The 23765-nt window shown below is 71.7% G+C and carries 18 protein-coding genes; 10 read left to right on the forward strand and 8 right to left on the reverse strand.

What is annotated here, in order from left to right:
• Positions 1-109: 109 nt before the first annotated feature.
• On the forward strand, positions 110-373 hold the full coding sequence (locus tag J2S46_RS03420; RefSeq protein ID WP_190214600.1) for a GlsB/YeaQ/YmgE family stress response membrane protein: 264 nt from the start codon (positions 110-112) through the stop codon (positions 371-373).
• 305 nt (positions 374-678) lie between these two features.
• Here J2S46_RS03420 and J2S46_RS03425 read toward each other — a convergent pair whose 3' ends face one another.
• Positions 679-1929, reverse strand: coding sequence for a serine/threonine-protein kinase (locus J2S46_RS03425; protein WP_229913450.1), 1251 nt, complete (start codon positions 1927-1929; stop codon positions 679-681).
• 437 nt (positions 1930-2366) lie between these two features.
• On the opposite strand from J2S46_RS03425, the gene J2S46_RS03430 reads away from it, so the two are divergent.
• The 3 genes from J2S46_RS03430 to J2S46_RS03440 all read left to right on the forward strand — a co-directional run bounded on the left by J2S46_RS03430 (position 2367) and on the right by J2S46_RS03440 (position 4337).
• Positions 2367-3020: a HemK2/MTQ2 family protein methyltransferase gene (locus J2S46_RS03430; protein ID WP_191294796.1), complete on the forward strand. Its 654-nt coding sequence runs from the start codon at positions 2367-2369 to the stop codon at positions 3018-3020.
• Between the two features lie 25 nt (positions 3021-3045).
• On the forward strand, positions 3046-3282 hold the full coding sequence (locus tag J2S46_RS03435; protein WP_191294795.1) for a CDGSH iron-sulfur domain-containing protein: 237 nt from the start codon (positions 3046-3048) through the stop codon (positions 3280-3282).
• 149 nt (positions 3283-3431) lie between these two features.
• Entirely contained in the window at positions 3432-4337 is a 906-nt protein-coding gene (locus J2S46_RS03440) for an iron-containing redox enzyme family protein (RefSeq protein ID WP_307348596.1), read from the forward strand.
• 175 nt (positions 4338-4512) lie between these two features.
• Here J2S46_RS03440 and J2S46_RS03445 read toward each other — a convergent pair whose 3' ends face one another.
• The 3 genes from J2S46_RS03445 to J2S46_RS03455 all read right to left on the reverse strand — a co-directional run bounded on the left by J2S46_RS03445 (position 4513) and on the right by J2S46_RS03455 (position 7116).
• Positions 4513-5226, reverse strand: a complete 714-nt coding sequence (locus tag J2S46_RS03445) for a GAF domain-containing protein (protein ID WP_229913449.1) — start codon at positions 5224-5226, stop codon at positions 4513-4515.
• A 23-nt stretch (positions 5227-5249) separates the two neighbouring features.
• Entirely contained in the window at positions 5250-5951 is a 702-nt protein-coding gene (locus J2S46_RS03450; RefSeq protein WP_191294793.1) for a GAF and ANTAR domain-containing protein, read from the reverse strand.
• Between the two features lie 145 nt (positions 5952-6096).
• The gene (locus tag J2S46_RS03455) at positions 6097-7116 is read right to left on the reverse strand and encodes an acyl-CoA desaturase (protein WP_191294792.1); all 1020 of its coding nucleotides are present in this window, start codon (positions 7114-7116) and stop codon (positions 6097-6099) included.
• Between the two features lie 339 nt (positions 7117-7455).
• On the opposite strand from J2S46_RS03455, the gene J2S46_RS03460 reads away from it, so the two are divergent.
• From J2S46_RS03460 to J2S46_RS03470, 3 genes are all read left to right on the forward strand, one after another.
• The gene (locus J2S46_RS03460) at positions 7456-12099 is read left to right on the forward strand and encodes a HAMP domain-containing protein (RefSeq protein ID WP_442358316.1); all 4644 of its coding nucleotides are present in this window, start codon (positions 7456-7458) and stop codon (positions 12097-12099) included.
• 46 nt (positions 12100-12145) lie between these two features.
• Complete coding sequence (locus tag J2S46_RS03465) at positions 12146-14608, forward strand: SpoIIE family protein phosphatase (protein WP_191294608.1); 2463 nt, start codon at positions 12146-12148, stop codon at positions 14606-14608.
• A gap of 2086 nt (positions 14609-16694) precedes the next feature.
• On the forward strand, positions 16695-17042 hold the full coding sequence (locus J2S46_RS03470) for a hypothetical protein (RefSeq protein ID WP_191294609.1): 348 nt from the start codon (positions 16695-16697) through the stop codon (positions 17040-17042).
• Between the two features lie 291 nt (positions 17043-17333).
• Here J2S46_RS03470 and J2S46_RS03475 read toward each other — a convergent pair whose 3' ends face one another.
• Positions 17334-17735, reverse strand: coding sequence for a hypothetical protein (locus tag J2S46_RS03475; protein WP_191294610.1), 402 nt, complete (start codon positions 17733-17735; stop codon positions 17334-17336).
• A 486-nt stretch (positions 17736-18221) separates the two neighbouring features.
• Between J2S46_RS03475 and J2S46_RS03480 the strand changes: the two genes are divergently transcribed.
• Complete coding sequence (locus J2S46_RS03480; protein ID WP_191294611.1) at positions 18222-18905, forward strand: HAD family hydrolase; 684 nt, start codon at positions 18222-18224, stop codon at positions 18903-18905.
• A gap of 98 nt (positions 18906-19003) precedes the next feature.
• Here J2S46_RS03480 and J2S46_RS03485 read toward each other — a convergent pair whose 3' ends face one another.
• The gene (locus J2S46_RS03485) at positions 19004-19588 is read right to left on the reverse strand and encodes an SRPBCC family protein (RefSeq protein WP_191294612.1); all 585 of its coding nucleotides are present in this window, start codon (positions 19586-19588) and stop codon (positions 19004-19006) included.
• Between the two features lie 838 nt (positions 19589-20426).
• Between J2S46_RS03485 and J2S46_RS03490 the strand changes: the two genes are divergently transcribed.
• Positions 20427-21041 carry a DUF6328 family protein gene (locus J2S46_RS03490; protein ID WP_307348605.1) on the forward strand — a complete coding sequence of 205 codons (615 nt, stop codon included), beginning with the start codon at positions 20427-20429 and terminating at the stop codon, positions 21039-21041.
• Between the two features lie 434 nt (positions 21042-21475).
• A complete protein-coding gene (locus J2S46_RS03495) occupies positions 21476-21820 on the forward strand; it encodes a hypothetical protein (RefSeq protein WP_191294613.1) in 345 nt (114 codons plus the stop codon).
• Here the strand turns inward: J2S46_RS03495 and J2S46_RS03500 are convergent, their stop codons facing one another.
• On the reverse strand, positions 21821-22702 hold the full coding sequence (locus J2S46_RS03500) for an IS5 family transposase (protein WP_191294614.1): 882 nt from the start codon (positions 22700-22702) through the stop codon (positions 21821-21823).
• 106 nt (positions 22703-22808) lie between these two features.
• Positions 22809-23765 (reverse strand): alpha/beta fold hydrolase, encoded by a 957-nt coding sequence (locus J2S46_RS03505; RefSeq protein ID WP_191294615.1) that lies wholly within the window; start codon positions 23763-23765, stop codon positions 22809-22811.

Consider the following 23765-nt stretch of genomic DNA (forward strand, 5'->3'; position numbering starts at 1 on the left):
CGAACGTGTTGACGCCACGGAGACCGACCGCCCGAAGAAGCGGGTTTGGGACCGATCCGAACGAGTAGACGGGGAGCACACAACGGCACTACCTGAAGGGCGGCACCTCATGGGCGTCATCGCGTGGATTCTGATCGGCCTGCTGGCAGGTGCCATCGCCAAGGCCCTGATGCCCGGCCGCGACCCGGGCGGCCTCATCGTCACCATACTGATCGGCATCGCCGGCGGCCTCCTCGGCGGCTGGCTCGGCAAGGTCATCTTCGGCGTCGACTCCATCGACGGCTTCTTCGACCTCTCCACCTGGATCGCCGCGATCATCGGCTCCCTGCTGGTCCTGGTCGTCTACCGCGCCGTCGCCGGCCGACGCGCCTGACCCCACCCGGCACGCACCGGCGCACCACCCACGCGCACGCCGGACCGCACGGAACGTCGACGGCCCACCCGGAGAAGGTATCCGGGTGGGCCATCGCGCTTGACCAGCGCACCCGGCGTCCTGGCGCAGCAAGGGCGGCCCTCAGCTGTGTGGCCGTCACCGGTCCGCTGTGTGGCCGTCACCGGTCCGCCAGCCCGTCGGTCGCCATCCGCCACGAACACCTCGGGCCCGAACGTGGCCCCGAGGCCGCGGAATCCACCCCTGGCCCGGCCGCGCGACGCGCGGCGGGAGCGGCCTTCGGGTTCTCACTTCGGCCCCTTCCCGTGACCGCCCTTGTTCTTCCGGGCCTTCCCCTCCTGCTTGGCGTCGTCGGCCTGCTCGGCGGCGGCCGCGCGCCCGGACGACGGCGAAAGGTGTCCGGTGGGACCCGAGGCGGCGGCGGGTGCTGCCGGGTCCCCCACCGCTGCCTGCGGCTGGTCCGGCCGCTCGCTCGGTGTCGCGTCCGACGGTGCCTGGACCACACCGATCGGCGGTGCGGCCGGCGGCACCGTGGCAGGGTTCGGAGCCGCCGGCGAACCGCCGCCGAGGGCAATGCCGCCCCCGACGCCCGCGAGCAGCAGAGCACATGCTGCCGCCCGGATCGCGGCCCTCGCGCGGGGCACCCGGCCGACGCCGGCGCAGCCCCTCCCGGCCGGCTGCCGGTCGGCCCCGGCCGCCCGCGCATCCGGCCGAGCGGTTCCCAGCAACCGGGCACAGCTTTCCGCGGACGGGCGGTGGGCCGGGTTCATGCTGGTCATTCGGAGCAGGAGGGCCGCCAGGTCGTCAGGCAGGTGGGGCGGTATGACGGGCGGGCGGTGCAGTCGGGCGGCGGCGGCCTCGATGGGGGCTCCGGTGTACTCGCGGTTGCCGGTCAGGCATTCGATGAGCAGCAGGCCCAGGGCGTACACGTCGGCGGAGGCCAGCGCGCCGCGGCCGCGGATCTGTTCGGGCGCGAGGTAGGCCGGTGTGCCGACGATCAGGCCGGTGCGGGTGAGCGCCTCGTCCCCGGGTCGGGCCTGCGGGCCGAGCAGCCGGGCGGCACCGAAGTCGGCCAGCCGCACGCGCCCGGTGGTGTCGACGAGCACGTTGGAGGGTTTGACGTCCCGGTGGACGACACCGTGGGTGTGGACGAAGGCAAGGGTCGTCGCCAGCTCCTGCCCCAGGCGGCGAACGTCGGCGACCGGCAGTGTCGTGGACCGCAGCAAGGCCGCGAGCGTGGTGCCCTCCACCAGCTCCAGGGCCAGGTAGGGGTGCTCGGCGACGATTCCGTAGTCGTACACCTCGATCAGGCCCGGGTGGCGCAGCCGTGCCAGGACCCGCGCTTCCGTGCAGAAGCGCCGGGCGTTGTCGTCGTCGCCCGCACCGGGTCGGAAGACCTTCAGCGCCACCGGTCGATCGAGGCGTTCGTCCACGGCGCGCAGGACGTCGGCGGCGCCCCCACGTCCCAGGACGGAGCTCACCCGGTACCGGTTCGCGAACAGGAGTGTCCTGGGGCTGATCCCCGCCGTCATGGTCATGCCTGTCTCCGATGCTGGACGTCACCCCGGGCACCCGCGCGGGCGGGCTCGTTCTGGCCGCCTACCCGGGGATGCCGGAGGGACACGGTCCGTACGGCCGGTGGACCGGCAGTCGTGCGGGCCTCCGGCGGCGCCCCGCCGGCGCATGTGCCCCGTGCTGGACAGGGCACCGCGGTGCGGCACAGCTCGTGGCCGCCGGCAGGCCCACCGCATCGCGCCGATGCCGGTGCCAGGGAGGGATCGGTGCGCTGGACCAGCTTGAATCCGGCCGCGGTGGCGGTCCCCGGACGGCGACCGGGCTCCGGTCCCCCGCTCGGCGTGGCTCCTACCGGTCCCCGCGGTGCCCACCCGAACGGCTGCTTCCGGACCAGGCGTGCGCCTGCGTCCTCGGAGGGGCAGGAATGTGTCAGCGGTGCAAAGAGGGGCAAACGTGCACTATGTGGCTGTTGAAACCTCCTGGTGTCTACCGAGCGCAGGATGACACCGACCTGCTGATATCGAGCCTGGCCCGCGAACACCTCCGGGAAGGGGACGAGGTTCTGGACATCGGCACCGGCACCGGGGCGGTGGCCCTCGCCGCCGCCGGCACCGGGGCCCGCGTCACCGCGATCGACGTCTCGCGCCGCGCCCTGGCCACGGCCTGGGTCAACGGCGCACTGAACGGACGGCGCATCCACGTACGGCACGGGGACCTGCTGGAGCCCGTGCGCGGGCGGCTCTTCGATCTGATCGCCTCCAATCCCCCGTACGTGCCGGCGGCGGGCGACGCCCTGCCGACCCACGGCGCGGCGCGTGCCTGGGACGCCGGGCCCGACGGACGCGCACTGATCGACCGGATCTGCCGCGATGCCCCACGAGTGCTGGCTCCGGGCGGTGTCCTGCTCCTGGTGCACTCCTCGCTGTCCGGGGTCGAGGCGAGCTGCCGGGCGCTCTCCCGGGCCGGTCTGCGGACCGAGGTGGCCGCCCGGCAGCGGATCCCTTTCGGCCCGGTCATGTCGGCGCGCGCCGAGTGGTTCGAGGAGCAGGGACTGATCGCCACCGGGGTGCGACACGAGGAACTGGCGGTGATCCGCGGTGTCCGGGCGGCCTGACGCGCAGCGTCCGAGACGTCTGACGATGCCCGCGGAGAGCGGACCCCTGCTGGTGGAGGGGCCCGTCGAGATCGTCCTGCCGGACGGCACCGTGCGGTCGGAAGAGCGCCCGACCGTCGCCCTGTGCGTGTGCAGACGCAGCAAGCACTACCCCTTCTGCGACACCAGCCACCGCCGCCGCTCGGTGCCACCGACGGAGCGGGCGCAGCAGGAGGGCGCGGAAAAGCCCGCCCCCGTTCGTCGAAGTCCGTCCGACGAGTAGTCGCGTCTCCCAGCCCTCACTTCTTCCTGGAGGTCCATCCCGTGGGTGTCACGGCAGCAGGCCCCGGCCCCGCCCTCCCGCGACCGCGAGGGCCCCTGACCCAGGCGCTCGTCACGCTGCTGAGCTCCGCGCCCGGGCCGGGTGCCGCGGTGCCGCTCGCCGAAACGGGCACGGCCGACCCCTGGGGCGAGGACCACCAGCTGGCCCTCTACGTCTGCTACGAACTGCACTACCGCGCCTTCGCCGGTGTGGACGCCGGGTGGGAATGGCACCCCGCGGTCCTTGGCCTGCGCCGCGTTCTGGAGGACACCTTCCTGGACGCCCTGCGCACGGAGACGGGGACGGTGGCCCCGCTGGCGGGGCAACTGGGCGAGCTCCTGCTGGAGCCCGCCGACGGTGAGGGTCCTTCCTACTTCCTGCTGCGCGAAGGCGAGCGGTGGCAGGCCCGCGAGTACCTGGTGCTCCGCTCCCTCTACCACCTGAAGGAGGCCGACCCGCAGAGCTGGGTGATCCCCCGCCTCCACGGCGCGGCCCAGGCGGCGCTCGTCGCGGTCCAGTACGACGAATACGGGGCGGGGCGCCCCGAGCGGACCCACTCCCGGCTGTACGCCGAAATGATGGCGGACCTGGGCCTGGACGGATCCTACGGACGCTACCTGGATCTCGTGCCCGCCCCGGCGCTGGCCGTGGTCAACCTGATGTCGCTGTTCGCCCTGCACCGCGCGCACCGCGGCGCCCTGATCGGGCAGTTCGCCGGCGTGGAGATCACGTCCTCGCCCGGATCCGCCCGGCTGGCCGCAGCCCTGGAGCGCCTCGGCGCCGGGCCCGCGGGCACCCGGTTCTACCAGGAGCACGTCGAGGCCGACGCCGTCCACGAACAGCTCATGCGCCACGGTGTCATCGACGCGCTGCTGAGGGACGAACCCGGCCTGGAGGACGACATCGCGTTCGGCCTCGCCGCGAGCGTCCTGCTCGACGAACGCCTCGCCGAGCACGCCCTCACCCGATGGACGCGCGGCAGCACCGCACTCCTCGCCCCGCTCCCGGCTCCCTGAGCGCCCACGCCCGTGACGGAAGTCGGCTCCGCGGTCGGCTTCTTGGCCGGCGCCCCCACTGCGCGCACTCGGCACCCCGAGCCCTGACTCCAGTTGTCGGCCCTTCTCCCTCGTCTCTGCCCGGGCCGGTCGTAGTTGCTGAGGTACCCGTGGTCCCGGCCGGGCCGGACTCGGCTCAATCGCCGTGGGGGATCAGGTTGGTGTCGAATTCCCCGCGCGCGATCCTTCCGGCGAGTTCTGCCAGGTGCATGTGCCGGGCGCGCGCGTAGGAACGGAACGCGGCGAACGCGTCGTCGAGCCGAACGCCCCAGCGCTCGGCGAGGACTCCTTTGGCCTGCTCGATGACGATGCGGCTCGTCAGCGCGTATTGCAACTGGCCGCGTTCGGTCTCACTGCGGTCGAGGCTGCGCTGCTGGAGGATCGCGACCGTGGCGACGTCCGCCAGGGCCTGGGCGAGCATGAGGTCGTCCGGGCCGAGGGGCCCGGGTCTGGTCTGGAAGAGGCCCAGGGTCCCGATCACCCGCCCGCGCAGACGCATGGGAATCGCGTTCGCGGTCGTGAATCCGATCTGGCGGGCCTGGGCGGCGAACGCCTGCCAGTCGCCCACCACCCCCAGGTCCGTCAGGTCGATGGCCGTACGAGCGGTGCCGGTGCGATAGCAGTCGACGCAGGGGCCTTGGTCGTGCTGGAGGGCGAAGAGTTCGAGCATGTGGGTACGTTCGTCCGAGGCCGCGATCGTCATGAGCGTGTCGTGCTCATCGGCGAGGAGGATGCCCGCGGCCGCGACGTCGAGGAGTTCCTCGCAGCGCTCGCACAACTGCTGCAGGAATTCGATCACTCCGAAGTCCTCGGTCAGCGAGTTGGCGACCTCCACGAAAACCTCGGTCACTCTTCGCACCCGTGCCATCGCGATCAGTCCTTCTCCCCGCCCGTGGGCAGTTCTCTGCCATTGTCACCCAGGCGCACGACCCGGTCGAGGATGTCCCGGGACACGTCGGCGATCGGCCGGCCGGACGCATAGGCGTAGGCCCGAAGACGCACCAGGGCGACGGGCAGGGGGACTTCGAGCTGGACGCTGACCATTCCGGTCGCCTGGTGGACCACCGCACGCAGGAGTGCCGGGCCCGTCGGCGCCTTCGTGTCGTCGTCCGGGCCGTCCAGGAAGAGCGAGGTGAGCGCCGAGGCGAGGACGAAGGCGTCGTCGGCCTGGGCCCCGGTGAGGGGACCGCGGGTGCGGCGCAGGGTGGTGAGTGAGCCCACCTGGATGGCCCCCACCGCGAGGGGGAAGCAGAAGATCGCCCGGACCGGAAGCGGCCCCAGCTCCACGGTCAGCCCGGGCCAGCGATCCGCGGAGATCCGGGCCACGTCCGGAACCAGGACGGACATGCCGCTCGTGATGGCGTCGTAGCCGGGACCTTCCCCCAGGGTGAACTCAAGGTCATCGAACGTGCGGGCCAAATCTCCGGAGCACCAGAGGAGTTCGCGTTGACCGACACTGTCCAGGACGGAGACCGCCAGGCAGTCCACCCCGAGTGCCCGCTCTCCTGCTCCCCGGAGGACGGTGAGGTCCGGCGTGCCGTCGGATGATCGCAGCAGCGGCAGTGTGCGCGCCATCAGAGCGCTGATCATGACGCGTCACGGCTCGGCCCCGGCCACCCGGCGCAGCCCGCGGCCGGACACGGGCGTGGGCGGGGCCGGGGCGCGGCGGACCGCGGGACGGGGGTGCGGTTCGACGGGCAGCATGGCACGGCTCCTGGGCTCAGGCTCGCCGGCGGGTGTCCAGTCGGCCGGCTGCCGGCCAGCGGACGTTCCTGACCCATCCGCACCGTTCCAGCACGCGGATCACGGCGGCGGTGATGTCGATCTGTCCGCGGTCGACACCATGGCGGGCGCAGGTGGGGTCGGCATGGTGCAGGTTGTGCCAGCTCTCGCCGAAGGAGAGCAGAGCGAGCGGCCAGAGGTTGGTGGCCCGGTCGTGGCGGCGGGTGCGGAAGGGGCGCTGTCCGATCATGTGGCACAGCGAGTTGACGCTCCATGTCACGTGCTGCAGCAGGGCGACCCGGACGAGGCCGGCCCACAGGAGTGCGGTGAGCGCCGCGTGCGCGGAACCGCCGATCAGCCAACCGGCCCCGAACGGCAGCGCCAGGGAGAGCACGCACAGCACCGGGAACGCCCGGGAAACCGCCCGCAGGTCCCGGTCCGCCAGGAGGTCCGGAGCGTAATGGGCAGCCGGGGTGGTGTCGGCTGTGAACATCCAGCCGATGTGGGCGTGGGCCAGGCCCCGGAGTTCGCCGGTGAGGCTGGTGCCGAACCGGAACGGTGAGTGCGGGTCGCCGGGGCGGTCGGTGAACGCGTGGTGACGGCGGTGGACGGCCACCCAGCCGATCACGTCCCCCTGGAAGCTCATGGACCCGGCGACCGCCATCGCGATCTTGACGGGGCGGTTGGGGGTGAAACTGCCGTGGGTGAGACCGCGGTGGAATCCCACCGTGACGCCCAGCCCCGTGACGCAGTACAGCAGGACGCCCAGAACGACATCGGCCGGGCCGATGATGCTGCCCCACAGCAGCCACGCCGCGAGCGCCAAGGCCAGGAAGGGAAACGCCACGATCAGTGCCGTGAAGGCCAGCTGCCAGGTCGGCACCCGTTGCTGACCGGTGGATTCGTCCCTCGGGAAGGGCGAGGTGCCGTCGTAGGGCGGCGGCGCGACGCGCTGCCCGGCCGCGCGCACGGCGGCGGTGCCTGTGAGTGACGCTGAGGACTCTTCTGCGATGGCCATCCCGGCTCCCTAGCCGTGGGGTGCGGCGCGGCCAGGGTCAGGGGCAGCAGGTTCGGGATCCGCGTGCGTCCGGAGTCCTGAGGCAACGGGGGAAGCACGCTCGTCCCCGACTTCGCTTCCACCATACGCCCGCGGAGCCGCCGTCCTGCCGATCGGCCGCGGAAGGGATCGCCGACGGCACGATCAGGAGCACCGGCCGAGGGGCATGCGCATCGGGCGAGGGCGGGGTTTCGGGCACAGGCACGGGAACTGGCCGTCGACGGAAAACGTACGGTAGCGTCCCGAAGGTATGTTTGACGTCCGACGCGACTTGCGCCCACGGCCCAGGGGCCAGGGCGGATGCCGGGCCCGGCACGGCCTGACCTGGGCCTGCGGCCCTGTACTCAACGAGGAAGGCGGCGGCCGATGACCGGCTCGACGAAGCCCCAGTCCGCTCATCGAGGCGAGGGCGACGGTGCTGCGCAGGTGGGGGAACCTGATCTGCGGCGGCTGTTGGCCGGGCTGACCGCCGTCCGCGACGGCGACTTCGGCACTCGACTGCCGGACGACGCCGACGGGCTGCTCGGCGAGATCGCCACCGTCTTCAACGGCATGGTCGACCAGCTCTCGCTGTTCACCTCCGAGGTGACCCGCGTGGCGCGCGAGGTCGGCACCGAGGGCCGGCTCGGCGGCCAGGCCGAGGTCCCCGGGGTCTCCGGCACCTGGAAGGACCTCACCGACTCCGTCAACGCGATGGCCGGCAACCTGACGACCCAGGTCCGGGACATCGCCCAGGTGGCCACCGCGGTCGCCAAGGGCGACCTCTCGCAGAAGATCGACGTCGCTGCGCGCGGCGAGATCCTTGAGCTGAAGAACACCGTCAACACCATGGTCGACCAGCTCTCCTCGTTCGCCGCGGAGGTGACCCGCGTGGCCCGCGAGGTCGGCAGCGAGGGCCGGCTCGGCGGCCAGGCCCAGGTGCCCGGCGTGGCGGGCACCTGGCGTGATCTGACCGACTCGGTCAACTTCATGGCCGGCAACCTCACCGACCAGGTTCGCAACATCGCCCAGGTCACGACCGCGGTCGCCAAGGGCGACCTGTCGCAGAAGATCACCGTGGACGCCCGCGGCGAGATCCTCGAACTCAAGAACACCGTCAACACCATGGTCGACCAGTTGTCCTCGTTCGCCGGGGAGGTGACCCGCGTTGCCCGCGAGGTCGGCACCGAGGGCCGGCTGGGCGGGCAGGCCGACGTGAAGGGTGTCTCCGGTACCTGGCGTGACCTCACCGACTCGGTGAACTCGATGGCCGGCAACCTGACCGCGCAGGTCCGCTCGATCGCCCAGGTGGCGACGGCGGTGGCGGGCGGCGACCTCTCGCAGAAGATCCGGGTGGACGCCCGCGGCGAGATCCTCGAACTCAAGGAGACCATCAACACGATGGTCGACCAGCTTTCCGCCTTCGCCGGGGAGGTGACCCGGGTGGCCCGCGAGGTCGGCACCGAGGGTCGGCTGGGCGGGCAGGCCGACGTCCGGGACGTATCGGGTACCTGGCGCGACCTCACCGAGTCGGTGAACGTGATGGCGGACAACCTGACCGCGCAGGTCCGCTCGATCGCCGAGGTCACGACCGCTGTCGCACAGGGTGACCTCTCGCAGAAGATCCGGGTGGACGCCCGCGGCGAGATCCTCGAACTCAAGGAGACCATCAACACGATGGTCGACCAGCTCTCCGCCTTCGCCGACGAGGTCACCCGGGTCGCCCGCGAGGTCGGCACCGAGGGCAACCTCGGCGGGCAGGCGACCGTCCGCGGTGTCTCCGGCACCTGGAAGGACCTCACCGACAACGTCAACGTGATGGCCTCCAACCTGACCGGTCAGGTCCGCTCGATCGCCCAGGTGGCGACGGCGGTGGCCCGCGGCGACCTCTCGCAGAAGATCACCGTGGAGGCCAAGGGCGAGGTGGCGGCGCTGGCCGGGGTGATCAACACCATGGTCGACACCCTGTCGGCGTTCGCCGACGAGGTGACCCGGGTGGCCCGCGAGGTCGGCACCGAGGGAACGCTCGGCGGCCAGGCCCGGGTGCCGAACGTGGCCGGCACCTGGAAGGACCTCACCGACAACGTCAACTCGATGGCCAACAACCTCACCGGCCAGGTCCGCAACATCGCCCAGGTCACCACGGCGGTGGCCCGCGGCGACCTGACCCGCAAGATCGACGTCGACGCGCGCGGCGAGATCCTCGAGCTCAAGACCACCATCAACACCATGGTCGACCAGCTCTCCTCGTTCGCCGCCGAGGTGACCCGGGTGGCCCGCGAGGTCGGCAGCGAAGGCCGGCTCGGCGGCCAGGCCGAGGTGGAGGGCGTCTCCGGCACCTGGAAGCGGCTGACCGAGAACGTCAACGAGCTGGCCGGGAACCTGACCCGCCAGGTCCGCGCCATCGCCGAGGTGACCAGCGCGGTCGCCGAGGGCGACCTGACCCGATCCATCACCGTCGATGCCTCCGGCGAGGTCGCGGACCTCAAGGACAACATCAACTTCATGGTGGAGTCCCTGCGCGAGACGACCCGCGCCAACGAGGACCAGGACTGGCTCAAGTCCAACCTGGCCCGGATCTCCGCCCTGATGCAGGGCCGCCGCGACCTGGCCGTCGTCGCCGAACTGATCATGGACGAACTCACCCCGCTGGTCGGCGCCCAGTACGGGGCCTTCTACCTCGCCGAAGAGACCGCCGACACCACGTTCCTCAACCTGATCGGCTCCTACGCCTTCCCGCCCGGCGAGACCCCGGCCCGCTTCAGGCTCGGCGAGTCCTTCGTCGGCCAGGCCGCCCGCAGCCGGCGCACCATCGCCGTCGACTCCCTGCCGGCCGGCTACGTGAGCGTCTCCTCCGGCCTCGGCCGCGCCGAGCCGAAGACCCTGATCGTCCTGCCGATCGTGGTCGAGGGTCAGGTCCTGGGCGTCATCGAACTCGCCACCGTGCACGACTTCACCCCGGTGCACCGCGCGTTCCTCGAACAGCTCATGGAAACCATCGGCGTCAACGTCAACACCATCGTGGCCAACGCCCGCACCGACGAACTCCTCGACGAGTCCCAGCGGCTGACCTCCGAACTCCAGGTGCGGTCCGCCGAACTTCAGTCCCGTCAGGAGGAGTTGCAGTCCTCCAACGCCGAACTGGAGGACAAGGCCGCACTGCTGGCCGCGCAGAACCGGGACATCGAGACCAAGAACCTGGAGATCGAGCAGGCCCGCCAGGAGCTGGAGGACCGCGCCCACCAGCTTTCCCTCGCCTCCACGTACAAGTCCGAGTTCCTGGCCAACATGAGCCACGAGCTGCGCACCCCGCTGAACAGCCTGCTCATCCTGGCCCAGCTGCTGGCCCAGAACCCGACCCGCAACCTGACCGCCAAGCAGGTCGAGTACGCCGGCATCATCCACTCGGCCGGCTCCGACCTGCTGCAGCTGATCAACGACATCCTCGACCTCTCCAAGGTCGAGGCGGGCAAGATGGACGTCACGCCTGAACACATCCCGCTGAACAAGCTGCTCGACTACGTCGAAGCGACGTTCCGCCCCCTGACGACCCAGAAGAGCCTGACCTTCGAAATCAACACGGCCGCCGGTGTACCGGCCCAACTCCTCACCGACGACTACCGGCTGCGCCAGGTGCTGCGCAACCTGCTGTCCAACGCCGTGAAGTTCACGGAGAGGGGCAGCGTCGAGCTGCGGATCGAGGTCGCAGACGCGGCGAGCGTGCCGGAGGCCGCCCGCCGCGACGAGGAACCCGTCATCGCCTTCCACGTGATCGACACCGGTATCGGGATCGAGCCTCAGCACCTGGAGAGCGTGTTCGGCGCCTTCCAGCAGGCCGACGGCACCACCAGCCGCAAGTACGGCGGCACCGGCCTCGGGCTCTCCATCAGCCGGGAGATCGCCTACCTCCTCGGCGGCGCCATCACCGCCCGGAGCACTCCGGGGCACGGCAGTGTGTTCACCCTGTACCTTCCTGCCTCCCGCCCCGAATTCCTCGCGCTGAGCGCGGACAGTCCCCGGGTGGCCCTGGAAGCCGGGCCGGCCGAGGTGACGCCGCCCGGTCAGGGGGCGCCGACGGGATACCTCCCGGCGCCCGAGCCGAGCCAGCCCAGGCGGCTGCTGGTCATCGAGGAACGCCCTCGTGGCCTGCTGTCCCTCGTGGCCGAGAGCGCCGTCGCCGACCTGGCGGGACACGCGGACCCCGCCGACCCCCGCGGGGCGTTCGAGGTCATCACCACCATGGGTGCCCGGGAGGCGGCGGAGACTCTGGCCGCGGGCCCGTGCCACTGCGTGGTCCTGGAACTCGACCTGCCGAACGGCGGGGCACTGAATTTCCTGGACGACATGGCGCGTGACACCGCGTTGCACAGCGTGCCGGTCCTGGCCCACAACAACCGGCGCCTGGGCGCCGACCAGGAGCGGCTCCTGCAGGATCGCGCCGCCGGGCAGCCACTGGAACTGCTGTCCAGCCTCGACGAGCTGCGCGAACGCATCGCACTGCACCTGAGCGCCGAACAGCCCGGCGACGTACTCCCGCTGGTGCGCACCGAGGACCGGGAAGCGTCGTTCGCGCAGAACGTCGACGGCTCGCTCACGGGCCGCACCGTGCTCGTCGTCGACGACGACGCCCGCAACCTGTACGCCATCACCGGCATCCTGGAGCTGCACGGCATGCAGGTCCTGCAGGCGGAGAACGGCCGGGCCGGGATCGACACCCTCCACCGGAACGCCGGCATCGACCTGATCCTGATGGACGTCATGATGCCGGAGATGGACGGGTACGCCGCCACCGCCGCGATCCGCGCGATGCCGCAACACGCGGACCTGCCGATCATCGCCGTCACGGCGAAGGCAATGATCGGCGACCGGGAGAAGAGCCTCGCCTCCGGGGCCAGCGACTACGTCACCAAGCCCGTCGACGCCTACGACCTCATCGCCTGCATCGAGCGTTGGCTGCGCCCATAGACGATCCGGCACAGCCAGCCGCCCGCCGCTACCCGAGGAGAGACCGATGCGCGACCACCAACCGCCTCGGGACGCCGACGACCGCCCCCGCACCGAGCTGAACCCGCGGACACCGACCGGAGTGCCCGCCACATCACCCCAGCCGGCCGGCGGCGCCCCGCGGTCGCGGACCGACCAGTCCGCGGACCCGGCCGGCCGGGGTGCAGTGGGCCGCCTCACCTCGACGGTCGAGCGCCTGAGCCGCGAACTCACCCGGGCGCGCGCCGAGGCCGACGGCCGGGCCCTTGTCGAACTCGCCAAGGGCATTCTCGTGGAGCGCCTCGGGTACGGCCCCGCGGACGCCTTCCGCCAGTTGGAGAACCTTGCGGCACAGTCGAACGTCTCCGTCCTGGAGCTGGCTGCGGACCTGGTCAACCAGGCCTCCCACGACCGGATAGCCGAGATCGCCCGCGGATTCGTCGCGGCCGCCGGCGAGCCGTCGGTGGCGGTGCGGCTGCGCAGCGTGGAGACCGGCATGCTGGACGCCGACGATGTCCAGGCCGTCGCGCAATCGGCCCTGGAGCACGCGCTGCGGCCGCTCGGGGCGCAGGCAGTGGCCATCTGGTCGGCCAACACGGACCAGTCGCTGACGCTGGCGGGCAGCGCCGGCTTCGACGAGCGCGAATCGGCCCGCTGGCGTCACGTTCCCCCCGGGGTGCCGACCCCGGCCCGCCAGGCACTGGCCGAACGAACGACCACCACGTACGAATCGCTGTCCGCGGCAGGGCTCCCCTCCATCGGGCAGCGCGAGATCACCGGCGGCCGACTCGCCGTCCCGGCCGGACTGGGCGGCCGGATCACCGGCGTTCTCGAGATCTGCTGGCCCGAGGCGCTCCCCCCGCAGTCGCAGTCGCTGGAGAGGCAGTTCCAGGCACTGGCCGAACTCTGTGCAACCGCGCTCGAATCCCACCCGGCAGGCCACATCGACCCGTCCACCGCTCCGCAGACGGCCGAACTCCTGGAGCTGATCCACGGACTGCCGGACCCTTGCATGGTCCTGCAGCCGCTCTTCGACGCGACCGATCTGCCGACCGACTACCTGATCAAGCACATCAACCCCGGCTTCGTCGACTTCGCGGGCCGGCCCCGCAACGCCATTCTGGGCGCCCGGCTGATGGAGGCCTACCCGCTGGCCGCCGGGCCGGGCGGCCTGGTCGAGAAGGTCGAACACGTCCTGGCCACCGGGGAGTCGTTCCGTTCGCCGGCCATGACGCTGTCGGCCCTCGTCGACGGAGTTCCGCTGGCCACCGAAGCCGCGGTGAACATCAGCCGCCACGGATCCCAGGTCGTGGTCCACTGGCGCACCGAGGACGGGACCGCCCGGGTCGCGAGCCTTCTCCAGCATGCCCAGCGGCTCGGACGCATCGGAGGGTTCGAGGAGAACCTCCGCAGCGGCGAGATCGCCTGGAACGACACCTTGTTCGACCTGTACGGGCTGGCGCACACCGCCGACCCCATCTCGATCGAGCAACTGGCGGCCCACGCCCACGCGGACGACGAGCACACCATCGGCCGGTTCCTGCGCACTCTCCTGCACCACCGGCGGCCGGCGTCGACCGCCTTCCGCCTGAAGCGGGCCGACGGGATCGCCCGCCACATCCGGGTGGTCGCGGAGCCCATCGTCGGCGCGGACACCCGCCTGATCGCCGTCCGTGGCGCCTACCAGGACGTCTCCGCCCAGCACTGGACGGAAGTCGCGCTCGCCGCGACCCGTGACCAGCTGGCCCACACCCAACAGCAGTCCGCCGAACGCAGCCGGCTCGCCCTGCAGTTGCAGCACGCCATCATGCCGCCCAGCCGCGGACCGCTGGACCTGCACGGCCTACGGGTCGCCGTCCGCTACCGCCCGGCCGAGAAGGAACATCTGGTCGGCGGCGACTGGTACGACACCGTGGACCTGCCTTCGGGCCAGATCCTGCTGTGTGTCGGTGACGTTGCCGGGCACGGCATCGATGCCGCCACCGGCATGGTCGCTCTCCGCAACGCCCTGCGCGGTCTGGCCGCCACCGGCGCCGGCCCGGCGCAGCTCCTGTCCTGGCTCAACAGCGTGACGCACCATCTGACCGACAACGTCACCGCGACCGCGGTCTGCGCCCTGTACGAGCCCAAGACCCACGTCCTGCGGTGGGCCAGGGCCGGGCATCTTCCACCCGTCCTGCTCCGTGACGGACTGGCGCGGGAGTTGCCGTTGGTCGGGGGCATCCTGCTCGGCGCCATCCATCAGGCCGAATACGAGGAGGGCCGGATCGAGCTGAAGTCCGGGGACACGCTCATGATGTACACGGACGGTCTGATCGAGCGGAAGGACCGCTCCCTGCAGGCGTCTCTTGACGACCTGCTGGCCACCGCCCAGACACCCGAGCCCTCGGACGACCTGGCCGAGCTGGAACACCGCCTCGACCACCTTCTGACCTACAGCAGGGCGGACACCGACGACGACACCTGCGTGATCGGGATCAAGGTCGGCTGAAGCCCGCTGCGTCGGGTCCGACCCGTCGGAGCCGGCGGCGCCGTTCCTTGGACTGCGCGGCGGGCTGTGAACCGTCTTCCTCGGCCGTGGTCGGTCGGCAGTCCGACAGGGGCCGCGACCCCGAGCGGGGCCGGCCGGGCGGGAACGGGGTCCACCAGCCGGCGGCCGGTCAGGACGTACTGGACCAGGCACCCGGCGGCGAGCAGGACCGACCCCGCCACACCGTCGAGCAGCCAGTGGTTGGCCGTGCCCAGCACGACCGATGCCGTAGCGGACCTGGATCAGCAGCAGTTCGAGCAGCAGGTCGGACGGCTGACCGGGCGCATCCACGGGGGCAGCAGTGGCAGGAATGATCGTCCGAACGGCCGGCGACGGCCAGGGGCGAGGAACCGCGAGAACGAGCGCCAGACACGCCAGGGCCACCACGGCTTCGACGGCGTAACCCCGCAGAGCGGCGCTGATCAGGACGGCGCTCGGCGCCAGCGGGGCGATCCAGGCGGACAGTGACGGTTCCGCGGGCCGCGCGCGGACGGACGAGGCCGAGCTGCCGTCCACCGGCAGCAGGGAGCGGGGGCGTCGCGGACCGGCCCCGGCGCGCCCCGAGGGCGCGGCGGGACACCAGGACCCGGCGGGGTGCGGAGGTTCGGCGGGACGCGGCATCGCGTGCGGCAGGTTGCGGCCACCAGCTCGCCGGCGACGGCGACGGCGACGGCCCCGAGTGCCACCACCAGCAGCACGATGCGCGGCACCGTCCCGGCGCCCGGCCGGTCGAGTACCGCGCCCACGGCAGGGTGCTCCCGACCGACGGCGATCGCGTCGGCACGCCCGCGCGCCGCCGGACGACCGAGGGCGGCCCCGGTGACACGAAAGGATCCTTTGATCACCAACAGTGCGTGACACCCCCGACCAGCCATCCATGCCAGGGCCGGCCCGGCATCGCACCCGCACCGTGTCCCGCGTCCCGGCAGCAGCTTGCCGATCGGCCTGCGGGTGCACCCCGAAGTGGCGGAGACTGAAGCCCGCACCGGGCGTCGGTCAGGGCCGGCCGGTGCCGTACGTCGCGTCAACGGCCCTCACAGCGTGCGCAGTTCATGAGGGCCGGCGCCAGCCGACCCGTCCAGTCACCGTCCAGCCGATCCGCACAGTCGACGAGACAGGAACCGAACGTCATGAGCACACCCGCAGCCACCCGAGCGACCTTCCGCACCGCCGGCGCGTTACGGGCCGCCGTCGCGGTGGCCACCGCCACGGCCGCCGTCGCCCTCGCGGCGCCGGCCGTACCCAGCGCGGCAGCCGCCGGCCCTGGCACGGCACCTTCCGTGGCCGTCGTGCTGCCCACCCCGCCCGGCACCCCCTACGGCGACCCCACCGGGGTCAACAGGCTCGGCGTCGTCATCGGGAGCGTGTCCTCCGGCAGCCCCGGTGACGGTCCCCGCGCGGTGCGCTGGGACAACGACCACACCGTCGCCGTCCTCGACCCGCTCCCCGGCGACCACTACGGCAGGACCGTCGCGCTCAACGACGCGGGCACCGTGGTCGGGTTCTCCTGGCAGTCCGGCCTGCCGGGCGGCGTACACGCCGTGCGCTGGGCCCCCGGCGCCGCCCCCGCCGCCCTGGCGGCGCTGCCCGGCGACCTGTACAGCCGGCCCACCGCGGTCAACCGCGGCGGAACCGCGGTCGGGTTCTCCTGGAACGACGCGGGACAGGAGCACGCCGTGGCGTGGCGCCCGGACGGCACAGTGGTCGCACTCGCCGCCCTCGCCGGCGATGTCCGCACCGTCGCCACCACGGTCAACAGCTCGGGCACGGTGGTCGGTTACTCCGCGGGGGCCGGTTCCCTCGACCCCCGGCACGCGGTGCTCTGGAGCCCCGGCGGGGCCGTCACCGCCCTCGGCGCACCGCCGGCCTACCGCTACACGTCCGCCACCGGCATCAACGACGTGGGCACCGTGATCGGTGGCGGGACGGCGGATCCCGACTCCGGCGCCGGGCACGCCCTGGTCTGGGGCGCCGGCCACAGCCGCCGGGATCTCGGCGCGGGCACCAGTGCCACGGTGCTCAACGCCTCGGCCACATCGCGGGCACCGTGCCGCCCGCCGACCCGGACACCGCCCGGCAGGACGCGGCCCTCTGGCGCCCCGACGGTGTGCGCAGGACGCTCGGGGCGCCCGCCGGCGCAGCGGGCACCGTTCCCAGCGGCATCAACACCGCCGCCACCGTCGTCGGATACACCTGGAGCGGTATTCCCGCCCGCGAGTACCAGCAGGCGGTGCGCTGGAGCCCCGACGGTACGCCCACCGTGCTGCCGCTCGCCGGGGGCGAGCAGTACGCGGCCGCCCTGTTCGTCAACGACGCCGGTCTCGTCGCCGGGGTCCAACTGCTCCACGGCGGCGCCATGTACGCGTCCCACCTGGCCGTGGTCTGGCGACCGTAGTCCCTCGCGGTTCCGCCCCCGGTAGCCCGGACGGTGGCGGCCCATGAAGGCGCCGGCACGCCGCTGCTCGCCGACCCGCGCCCACCGGGTGGACGCCTACCAAGGAACCGCATACGACGGACGCCGGGCCGCGCCGCTTCAGGCCACCGTTGGCCGCCGGCGTGAAAGTGCCGGCACCGTTGCGGCGCTGCTGGTCAGCGTCGCAGGCACGGGCCGGGCATCCCACCGTGCCGAGCGGCTCAGCCCGGTGGCGTGACGGGGGTCAGCCACTGCGATGCCGGGGCGCGGACGTCACAGCCGGCTCCCGCGGCCCGCACTCCTGCCTACCGGCGCGCTGTCCGTACCGAGGACCTCGGTACTGACCGTTCCATACCACTCCTTGAGGGTGCGAGCCTGGTCGATCGCACGCCGGGCGAGTCGGTCCAGTTCGGCCGGGTCCAGCCGCGGGTCGCGGACGGCGACGGCACGCAGCGCCTGCCACAGGGCGGCCTTGCCCTCGACGCCGCTGCGCATGGCTTCCAGTTCGATCAGGTCCGAGAGCGGGGCCCGGTGGAGCAGGGTGCCGTTGGGCTTGAGCCGGCCGATCCGCTCCCCGGCAACGCCCAGCCAGGTGCGGTAGTGGCGGACGCGCACGCCCAGCCGGTTCATCGTCCGTACGAGGGCATCGCGGTCCTCCTCCACTTCCCGTGCCAAGGAGCGCAGCTCGGCCGCGCGCCGGGGGTCGCCGTGGGCACCGGCCATCCGGCGGGCCGGCGCGGCGCCGGCGAAGGCTCGGTGAGGTGGTCGTTCAAGTAGCTGCTCAGGGGTTGAGCCGGTTTCTGAGGAGACATCGGCTGTCCTCTCCGGGGTCGGCCTTGCCTTCAGTGGTCTACGGGGCCCGGCACGCAGAGGACGCGCCCGGGGCTACGGAACGCACCCGGACGCCCTCAGCGGCCGAGGGCATCGGCGTGCTGCTCCTGTTCGGCTGCGACAGGCCCTGGGCGTCCGGTCACTCCCGTTCTGGGCGGGGCGCCGGGGTGCGGGCCGGTTCGACCGGCGTCTACCCCTCTGCGGCAGGACAACCCGTCGCCACCTGGACCTGGGCACGGTGCGCCGGACGGCTGAGGGCGCGGTCGCGCCGCAAGCGGCTGCGCCGTAGCGTCGTGGACCGGATCAGCAAACCCGACGGGAGGCGGCCGCATGGCACCGACGGCCTTGTTCGATGTCGACGGGACGCTCCTCGACACCAACTACCTGCACACGCTCGCCTGGGCGGAGGCCTTGGCCCAGTACGGTCACACGCCGCCGATGGCGCGCATCCACGCCTCCATCGGGATGGGCGGGGACCAGCTCCTCGACAACGTTCTCGGTGAGGCACGTGATCGTGGGCAGGACGGTGGGATCAGCTCCGCCCAGGGCGCGCTGTACGCCCGCTTCTGGCCGTCTCTGCGCGCCTTCGAAGGCGCCGGAGACTTGCTGCGCGCGGTGTCCGCACGTGGCTGGACGGTCGTCCTGGCGAGTTCGGCCTCCGGCCGGGATCTGCGGGTGATGCGTCGCGCCCTGGACGCGGAGGACGTGGTCACCGCCGCCACCAGCGCGGACGACGTCGAGGCCAGCAAGCCGGCACCGGATCTGGTCCGTGCCGCCCTGGACAAAGCAGGTGCCCGAGCGGCTGAAGCCGTCTTCGTCGGGGACACCTTGTGGGACATCCGGTCGGCCTCGGCCGCCGGGGTGCCGTGCATCGCCGTCCTCTCGGGCGGATGGAGCGAACACGACCTGCGGGCTGCGGGGGCGCTGGAGGTGCACGAGAACGCCGCCGCCCTGCTGGCCGGACTGTCCGACAGCGTGCTCGGGCACCCGCACGCTCGCGAGGCGGGAGACTAGCCCAGGGCCGGGACACGGCGACCGGACGCCGGGAGGCTTGTCGCACGCCCCGACGTCCGGTCAGCGGTCAGGCCGGGTGACCGGCCGGGACGCACTGGTCAGCCGCGCCGCATGTCGTCCGGGCCCACGGGTCGGGGCGGCGCGCCCTCCCCGGTCATCCGGGCCTGGGGCTGCTCACGCGGCGGCGCGTCGTCCCGTCCGGCCGGGCTGACCGGGGCTCCGGCACCCTCCGGTGTCAGGCGACCGCCCCAGCCTCCGGTCGCGCGGCCCTGCTCCTCGATGAAGCCCTTGAAGCGGCTCAGGTCGCCCTTGACCTGCCGGTCCAGGACGCCGAGCATGTCGCCGGCCTTCTCCACCATGCCGTGCGGCTCGAACTCCATGGCCAGGCTCACCCGGGTGCGGGAGTCGTCGAGGCGCTGGAACGTCACCACGCCCATCTGCCGCACGTCGCCTCCCACCGTCCGCCAGGAGATCCGCTGGTCGGGGAGCTGATCGACGATCTCCGTGTCGAACTCACGGCGTGCGCCGGCGACCTTCGTGGTCCAGTGGCAGTGCCGGTCGTCCGTCTGCCGGACCTCCTCCACGCCGTCCATGAAGCGCGGGAACTCCTCGAACTGCGTCCACTGGTTGTAGACGCCGTGCAGGGGGGCGTCCACGTCGATGAACTCCTTCACCTTGCTCACAACGGTCTCCTTCGAAGTCGACAAGCTCGGACATTCCGTACTGTCCACGCGCCTGCCCCGCGGGCGGGCGGGCAATCAGGATTTCCCAACGGGCCTTCGGCCGCGTCCGCCAGGGGACGGCGCGGAGCGCTCGGGGCCAACGCAGGGGACGCGGGGGACGCAGGGGACGCAGGGGACGCAGGGGACGCAGGGGACGCAGGGGACGCAGGGGACGCAGGCCGAGGGTTCGGCACACGCACCCGCAGGCGGCGGGGTTCGGGGAAGCCGTTGAGCCCGTTCGGGTCAGTAGTGGTCGACCAGGCCCGGCACGACCGCGTCGGCCCGCAGGACGGCAGCCGCCGCAGTGCCGCCGCCCCTGTTCCCGCCCGGTGTCCGTGCTCGTTTGCCCTCAGCTGCCCCGGGCAGACGAGACCGTGTCAGGAGGAGGAGTTATGGACGACATTGCGCAAGGGGGATCCGAAGGTGTGCCCCCGCCGAGCGACAGCGCCACGGACGACCGACCGCACACGGCGGAGTCGCCGCGCGGCGTCAGGTCCGTCCGGGCCGGTGCTGCTGTCGCCGACCAGAAAGCCGGTCACGAGCAGGCCGATCGGGACGGGGGCGCAACGTCCCCCAGCGACGGGTGAGGTGCCCTCGGACGGCGGCCAGGACCTACGCCCCCAGGAGCCAAGGCCACTGGAGGTGCGGCCTTGCGGCCGCCGGCCTGTCCGGCTGCGACTGTTCCGCCCGACGGCCTCGCCCCGCTCCCCCTTTCCGGAGACACCATGGACAGCTCGTTGGACAGTTTGACCAATCTCACCGTGCGCGACGTCACGGACTTCGAGCCCGGCAATCCCGCATGACGTCGGACGCGAGTGTGCGGGGCGCGAGCCGCCCCGTGGCCGATGACTCCGACCGTTCGGGGAGCACGGACGGGCGTGACGAGACGCCCCAGGAACGCGCCGACCGCGTGTGGATCGAGATGCTCCAGGAAGTTCGGGTGTCCCAGACCGGTGCGCAGATCCTCTTCGGTTTCCTCATCAGCGTCGCTTTCACGCCCCGCTTCGCCGCGTTGGCCACCTTCGACAGGAACCTGTACGTGGCCACGGTCGTCCTGGGCGCGATCGCCACCGGCTCGCTCGTCGCGCCCGTCGCCTTCCACCGGTTTCTCGCCGGCCGCGACATGAAACCCGAACTCATCCACGTCGCAGGCCGGCTCATCTCCGTCGGCCTGGTCACCCTGCCGCTGACGATCACGGCCGCCCTCCTGCTGCTCCTGCGGACCGCCACAGGCGACCCGGCCGTCGCGTGGGGACTCAGCGGGTGCGTTCTGCTCTGGTTCACCACCACCTGGCTCCTGCTGCCGCAGCTCGTTCTGCGCCGCGCTGCCGCACGCCAGCGCGGCACTGGGCCCGGGGGCGCGGAGGCCGCGCGCCGGGATCGGACCGCCGCCGGACGGCGGTCCGGACGGTGACCGGCCTCGAAGTCCACTGCCGCCGCGACGGAGGTCCGGGTGCGGTGCGGCCGCGAGGGGCTACCGGGATGTCGATATGGCGTACCGATTCCCGACCCACGCCCCCTCGGTACGGACACGGCAAAGGAAGACATGGTGAACGGCACTGCGAAGACCGGCCGCCGCGTGCCGGCCGTCGTCACCGACCACGGGGTCGAGCAGGACGAGTTGCTCGTACCGGTACGGCACTTGCGCGAGTCCCGTGCGAGGGTCGACGTCGCAGCCACCACGGCAGACGGGATCCGGACCTGGCCTGGGACCGGGACCCGGCGAGCAGGTGCGGCCGACCCACGTCCCGGCCGACGTCGTCCCGTCCAGCTACGACCTGTGCACGGTGTTCGTGCTGCTCGCCCTAGGTTCTGTCCGGCGGATCATGGCGTCGTAGGCTCCAGGTCATGCACAGCACCCTGACGGAGCACGCCCGATGTCTTTACGGCGACGAGTACCGTCCCAGACCGGAGTGTGTTCTGGAGCACCGCGAGTTCTACTTTGTCGAGGAGCTGACGTTCGCTGATGCGGATGCGATTCTGGCCATGATGCGAGAGCTGTGTCCGCAGGTGGTCGACGGCCATCTGCCGGTCTGGGTACGCAACCTTGCCTACCGGCTGCTGCTCCTGCAGCGGCCGAACGAGCCGGTGCTGATACGGGAGGCGGCTCTGAACCTGTCGATGCACGGCCCGGACTGGGACGACATCGCAGAGGACCTCAAGAATCGGGCCGACGCTCTGGAGGCGGGCTGATCACGGTCTGAGCCAGAGGCGTATCGACGCGACGGTGACGGTGCCGTGAAAGACGTAGGCGCGCTTGTCATACCGCGTCGCGACGGCCCTGAAGTGCTTGAGTCGGTTGATCGTCCGCTCGACCTCGTTCCGGCGCTTGTACATCTCCTTGTCGAAGCCCGCGGGCCGGCCTCCTCGGCTGCCGCGCCGCCGGCGGTTGGCCCGCTGGTCCTTCGGCTCCGGGATGGTGTGCTTGATCTGGCGTCTGCGCAGGTAGCGGCGATTTCGGCGGGAGCTGTAGGCCTTGTCGCCGCCGAGGTGGTCGGGGCGGGTGCGCGGATGCCCGCCGCCGTGGCGCCTGACCCTGATGCGCTCCAGGACCGGGATCAACTGAGGGCTGTCGCCCCACTGACCGGGCGTGATCAGCATGGCCAGTGGACGGCGGCCGCCTTCCCCGGCGAGGTGGATCTTGGAGGTCAGGCCGCCACGGGACCGGCCGATTCCCTCGTCGGGGCGGTGCTGCCGGGGCGTTGATCTCCGCTTCGGGATCCGGGGTGTTCTGCGCGGTGCACCGGCAGCGTGCTGGTGGGCCCGGCACGAGGTGGAGTCCACACTCACCATGCTCCAGTCGATGCGCCCCTGAGAGTCGGCCTCGGCCTGGACGGCCTGGAGGATCCTTTCCCAGGTGCCGTCCGCCGACCACCTGCGGTGGCGCTCGTACACGGTCTTCCAGCTCCCGAACCGCTCCGGCAGGTCCCGCCACGGGACACCCGTGCGGATCCGGAACAGGATCCCGTTGATCACCGTCCGGTGATCAGTCCAACGTCCGCCGCGGCGACCGGCCTTCGGCAGATGCGGTGCCAGTTGCGCCCACTCATCGTTCATAAAATCGCCCCGCCCCACGACCAACACAATGGTCCACGCGAGGCGATCACATGATCCGCCGGACAGAACCTAGTCGCAGGCCTGGGTGAGGCCAACCGGAGCGGCCTGTGCGGAGAGGACCGAGTCAGCCTGTCCGCCCGCTCGACCGGTCCTGATGTGCCAGCCATTTCGTGATCACTCGGTTCGTTTCCTCGGGTTCCTCCTGCTGGATCCAGTGGCCGCAGTCCAGGCTGACCACTTGCACGTCGGGTACGAACTCGGCCAGGTTCTCGGACCTCGCGACCAGGTCCCGGTCGCCGTAGATCATGAGGGTGGGCTGGTGGACGACCGGGTCCGCGTCCGCCAGCAGGTGCCAGTTGCGGTCGAGGTTCCTGTACCAGTTGATGGTGCCGGTGAACCCGGACGTTTCGAAGGCGGAGACGAGGACGGCCAGTTCGCTGTCGCTCATGACGGGCTCTCCGCGTGGTGATTCCGCTCTGGCGAGATTGATCAGCGCCATGCCCGGCTGGGGCTCCGCGGGGGGCTCGTTCTTCCGGTACAGGTTGCGGAGGAACTGGAAGGTGTTGTCGTCGAGGACGGCGTCCGCGACGCCCGGCTGCCGATTGAAGTGGACGAAGTAGAAGTCGCCGCCGAGCACGGCTTCCATGACCTCGATCCAGGGTTTCTCTCCGCGCTCCTGGTAGGGCAGGCTCAGGTTGATCACCTTGTTCACCCGGTGGGGGTGCAGCAGTGTCAGGCCCCAGACGACGAAGGCGCCCCAGTCATGGCCGACGAAGGTGGCGTCTTCGTAGCCGTAGTGGTCGAGGAGCGCGACCAGGTCGCCCGACAGGTGTGCGATGTCGTAGTCCGTCACTTCGGCCGGGCGGGACGAGCGGCCGTAACCCCGCTGGTTCGGGGCGATGACGTGGTAGCCGGCCGCGGCGAGGGCGGGCATCTGGTGACGCCAGGAGAAGGCGTGCTCCGGCCAGCCGTGGCAGAGCACGATGGGCTTTCCCGCGTTCTCCCGTCCCGCTTCGAAGACTTCGAGTTCCACACCGTTGACCGGAACGAGAGTGGGCTCGGGGAAATCGGTTGAGGTCAT

The sequence above is a fragment of the Kitasatospora herbaricolor genome, assembly GCF_030813695.1.
Lineage (GTDB): Bacteria > Actinomycetota > Actinomycetes > Streptomycetales > Streptomycetaceae > Kitasatospora > Kitasatospora herbaricolor.

What these genes read in the sequence shown, in the direction of transcription:
- J2S46_RS03420 (WP_190214600.1), top strand. Translation starts at nt 110, where the DNA reads ATGGGCGTCATCGCGTGGATTCTGATCGGCCTGCTGGCAGGTGCCATC.
- J2S46_RS03425 (WP_229913450.1), bottom strand. Translation starts at nt 1,929, where the DNA reads ATGACCATGACGGCGGGGATCAGCCCCAGGACACTCCTGTTCGCGAAC.
- J2S46_RS03430 (WP_191294796.1), top strand. Translation starts at nt 2,367, where the DNA reads ATGTGGCTGTTGAAACCTCCTGGTGTCTACCGAGCGCAGGATGACACC.
- J2S46_RS03435 (WP_191294795.1), top strand. Translation starts at nt 3,046, where the DNA reads ATGCCCGCGGAGAGCGGACCCCTGCTGGTGGAGGGGCCCGTCGAGATC.
- J2S46_RS03450 (WP_191294793.1), bottom strand. Translation starts at nt 5,951, where the DNA reads ATGGCGCGCACACTGCCGCTGCTGCGATCATCCGACGGCACGCCGGAC.
- J2S46_RS03455 (WP_191294792.1), bottom strand. Translation starts at nt 7,116, where the DNA reads ATGGCCATCGCAGAAGAGTCCTCAGCGTCACTCACAGGCACCGCCGCC.
- J2S46_RS03460 (WP_442358316.1), top strand. Translation starts at nt 7,456, where the DNA reads ATGCCGGGCCCGGCACGGCCTGACCTGGGCCTGCGGCCCTGTACTCAA.
- J2S46_RS03465 (WP_191294608.1), top strand. Translation starts at nt 12,146, where the DNA reads ATGCGCGACCACCAACCGCCTCGGGACGCCGACGACCGCCCCCGCACC.
- J2S46_RS03480 (WP_191294611.1), top strand. Translation starts at nt 18,222, where the DNA reads ATGGCACCGACGGCCTTGTTCGATGTCGACGGGACGCTCCTCGACACC.
- J2S46_RS03490 (WP_307348605.1), top strand. Translation starts at nt 20,427, where the DNA reads ATGACGTCGGACGCGAGTGTGCGGGGCGCGAGCCGCCCCGTGGCCGAT.
- J2S46_RS03495 (WP_191294613.1), top strand. Translation starts at nt 21,476, where the DNA reads ATGCACAGCACCCTGACGGAGCACGCCCGATGTCTTTACGGCGACGAG.
- J2S46_RS03505 (WP_191294615.1), bottom strand. Translation starts at nt 23,765, where the DNA reads ATGACCTCAACCGATTTCCCCGAGCCCACTCTCGTTCCGGTCAACGGT.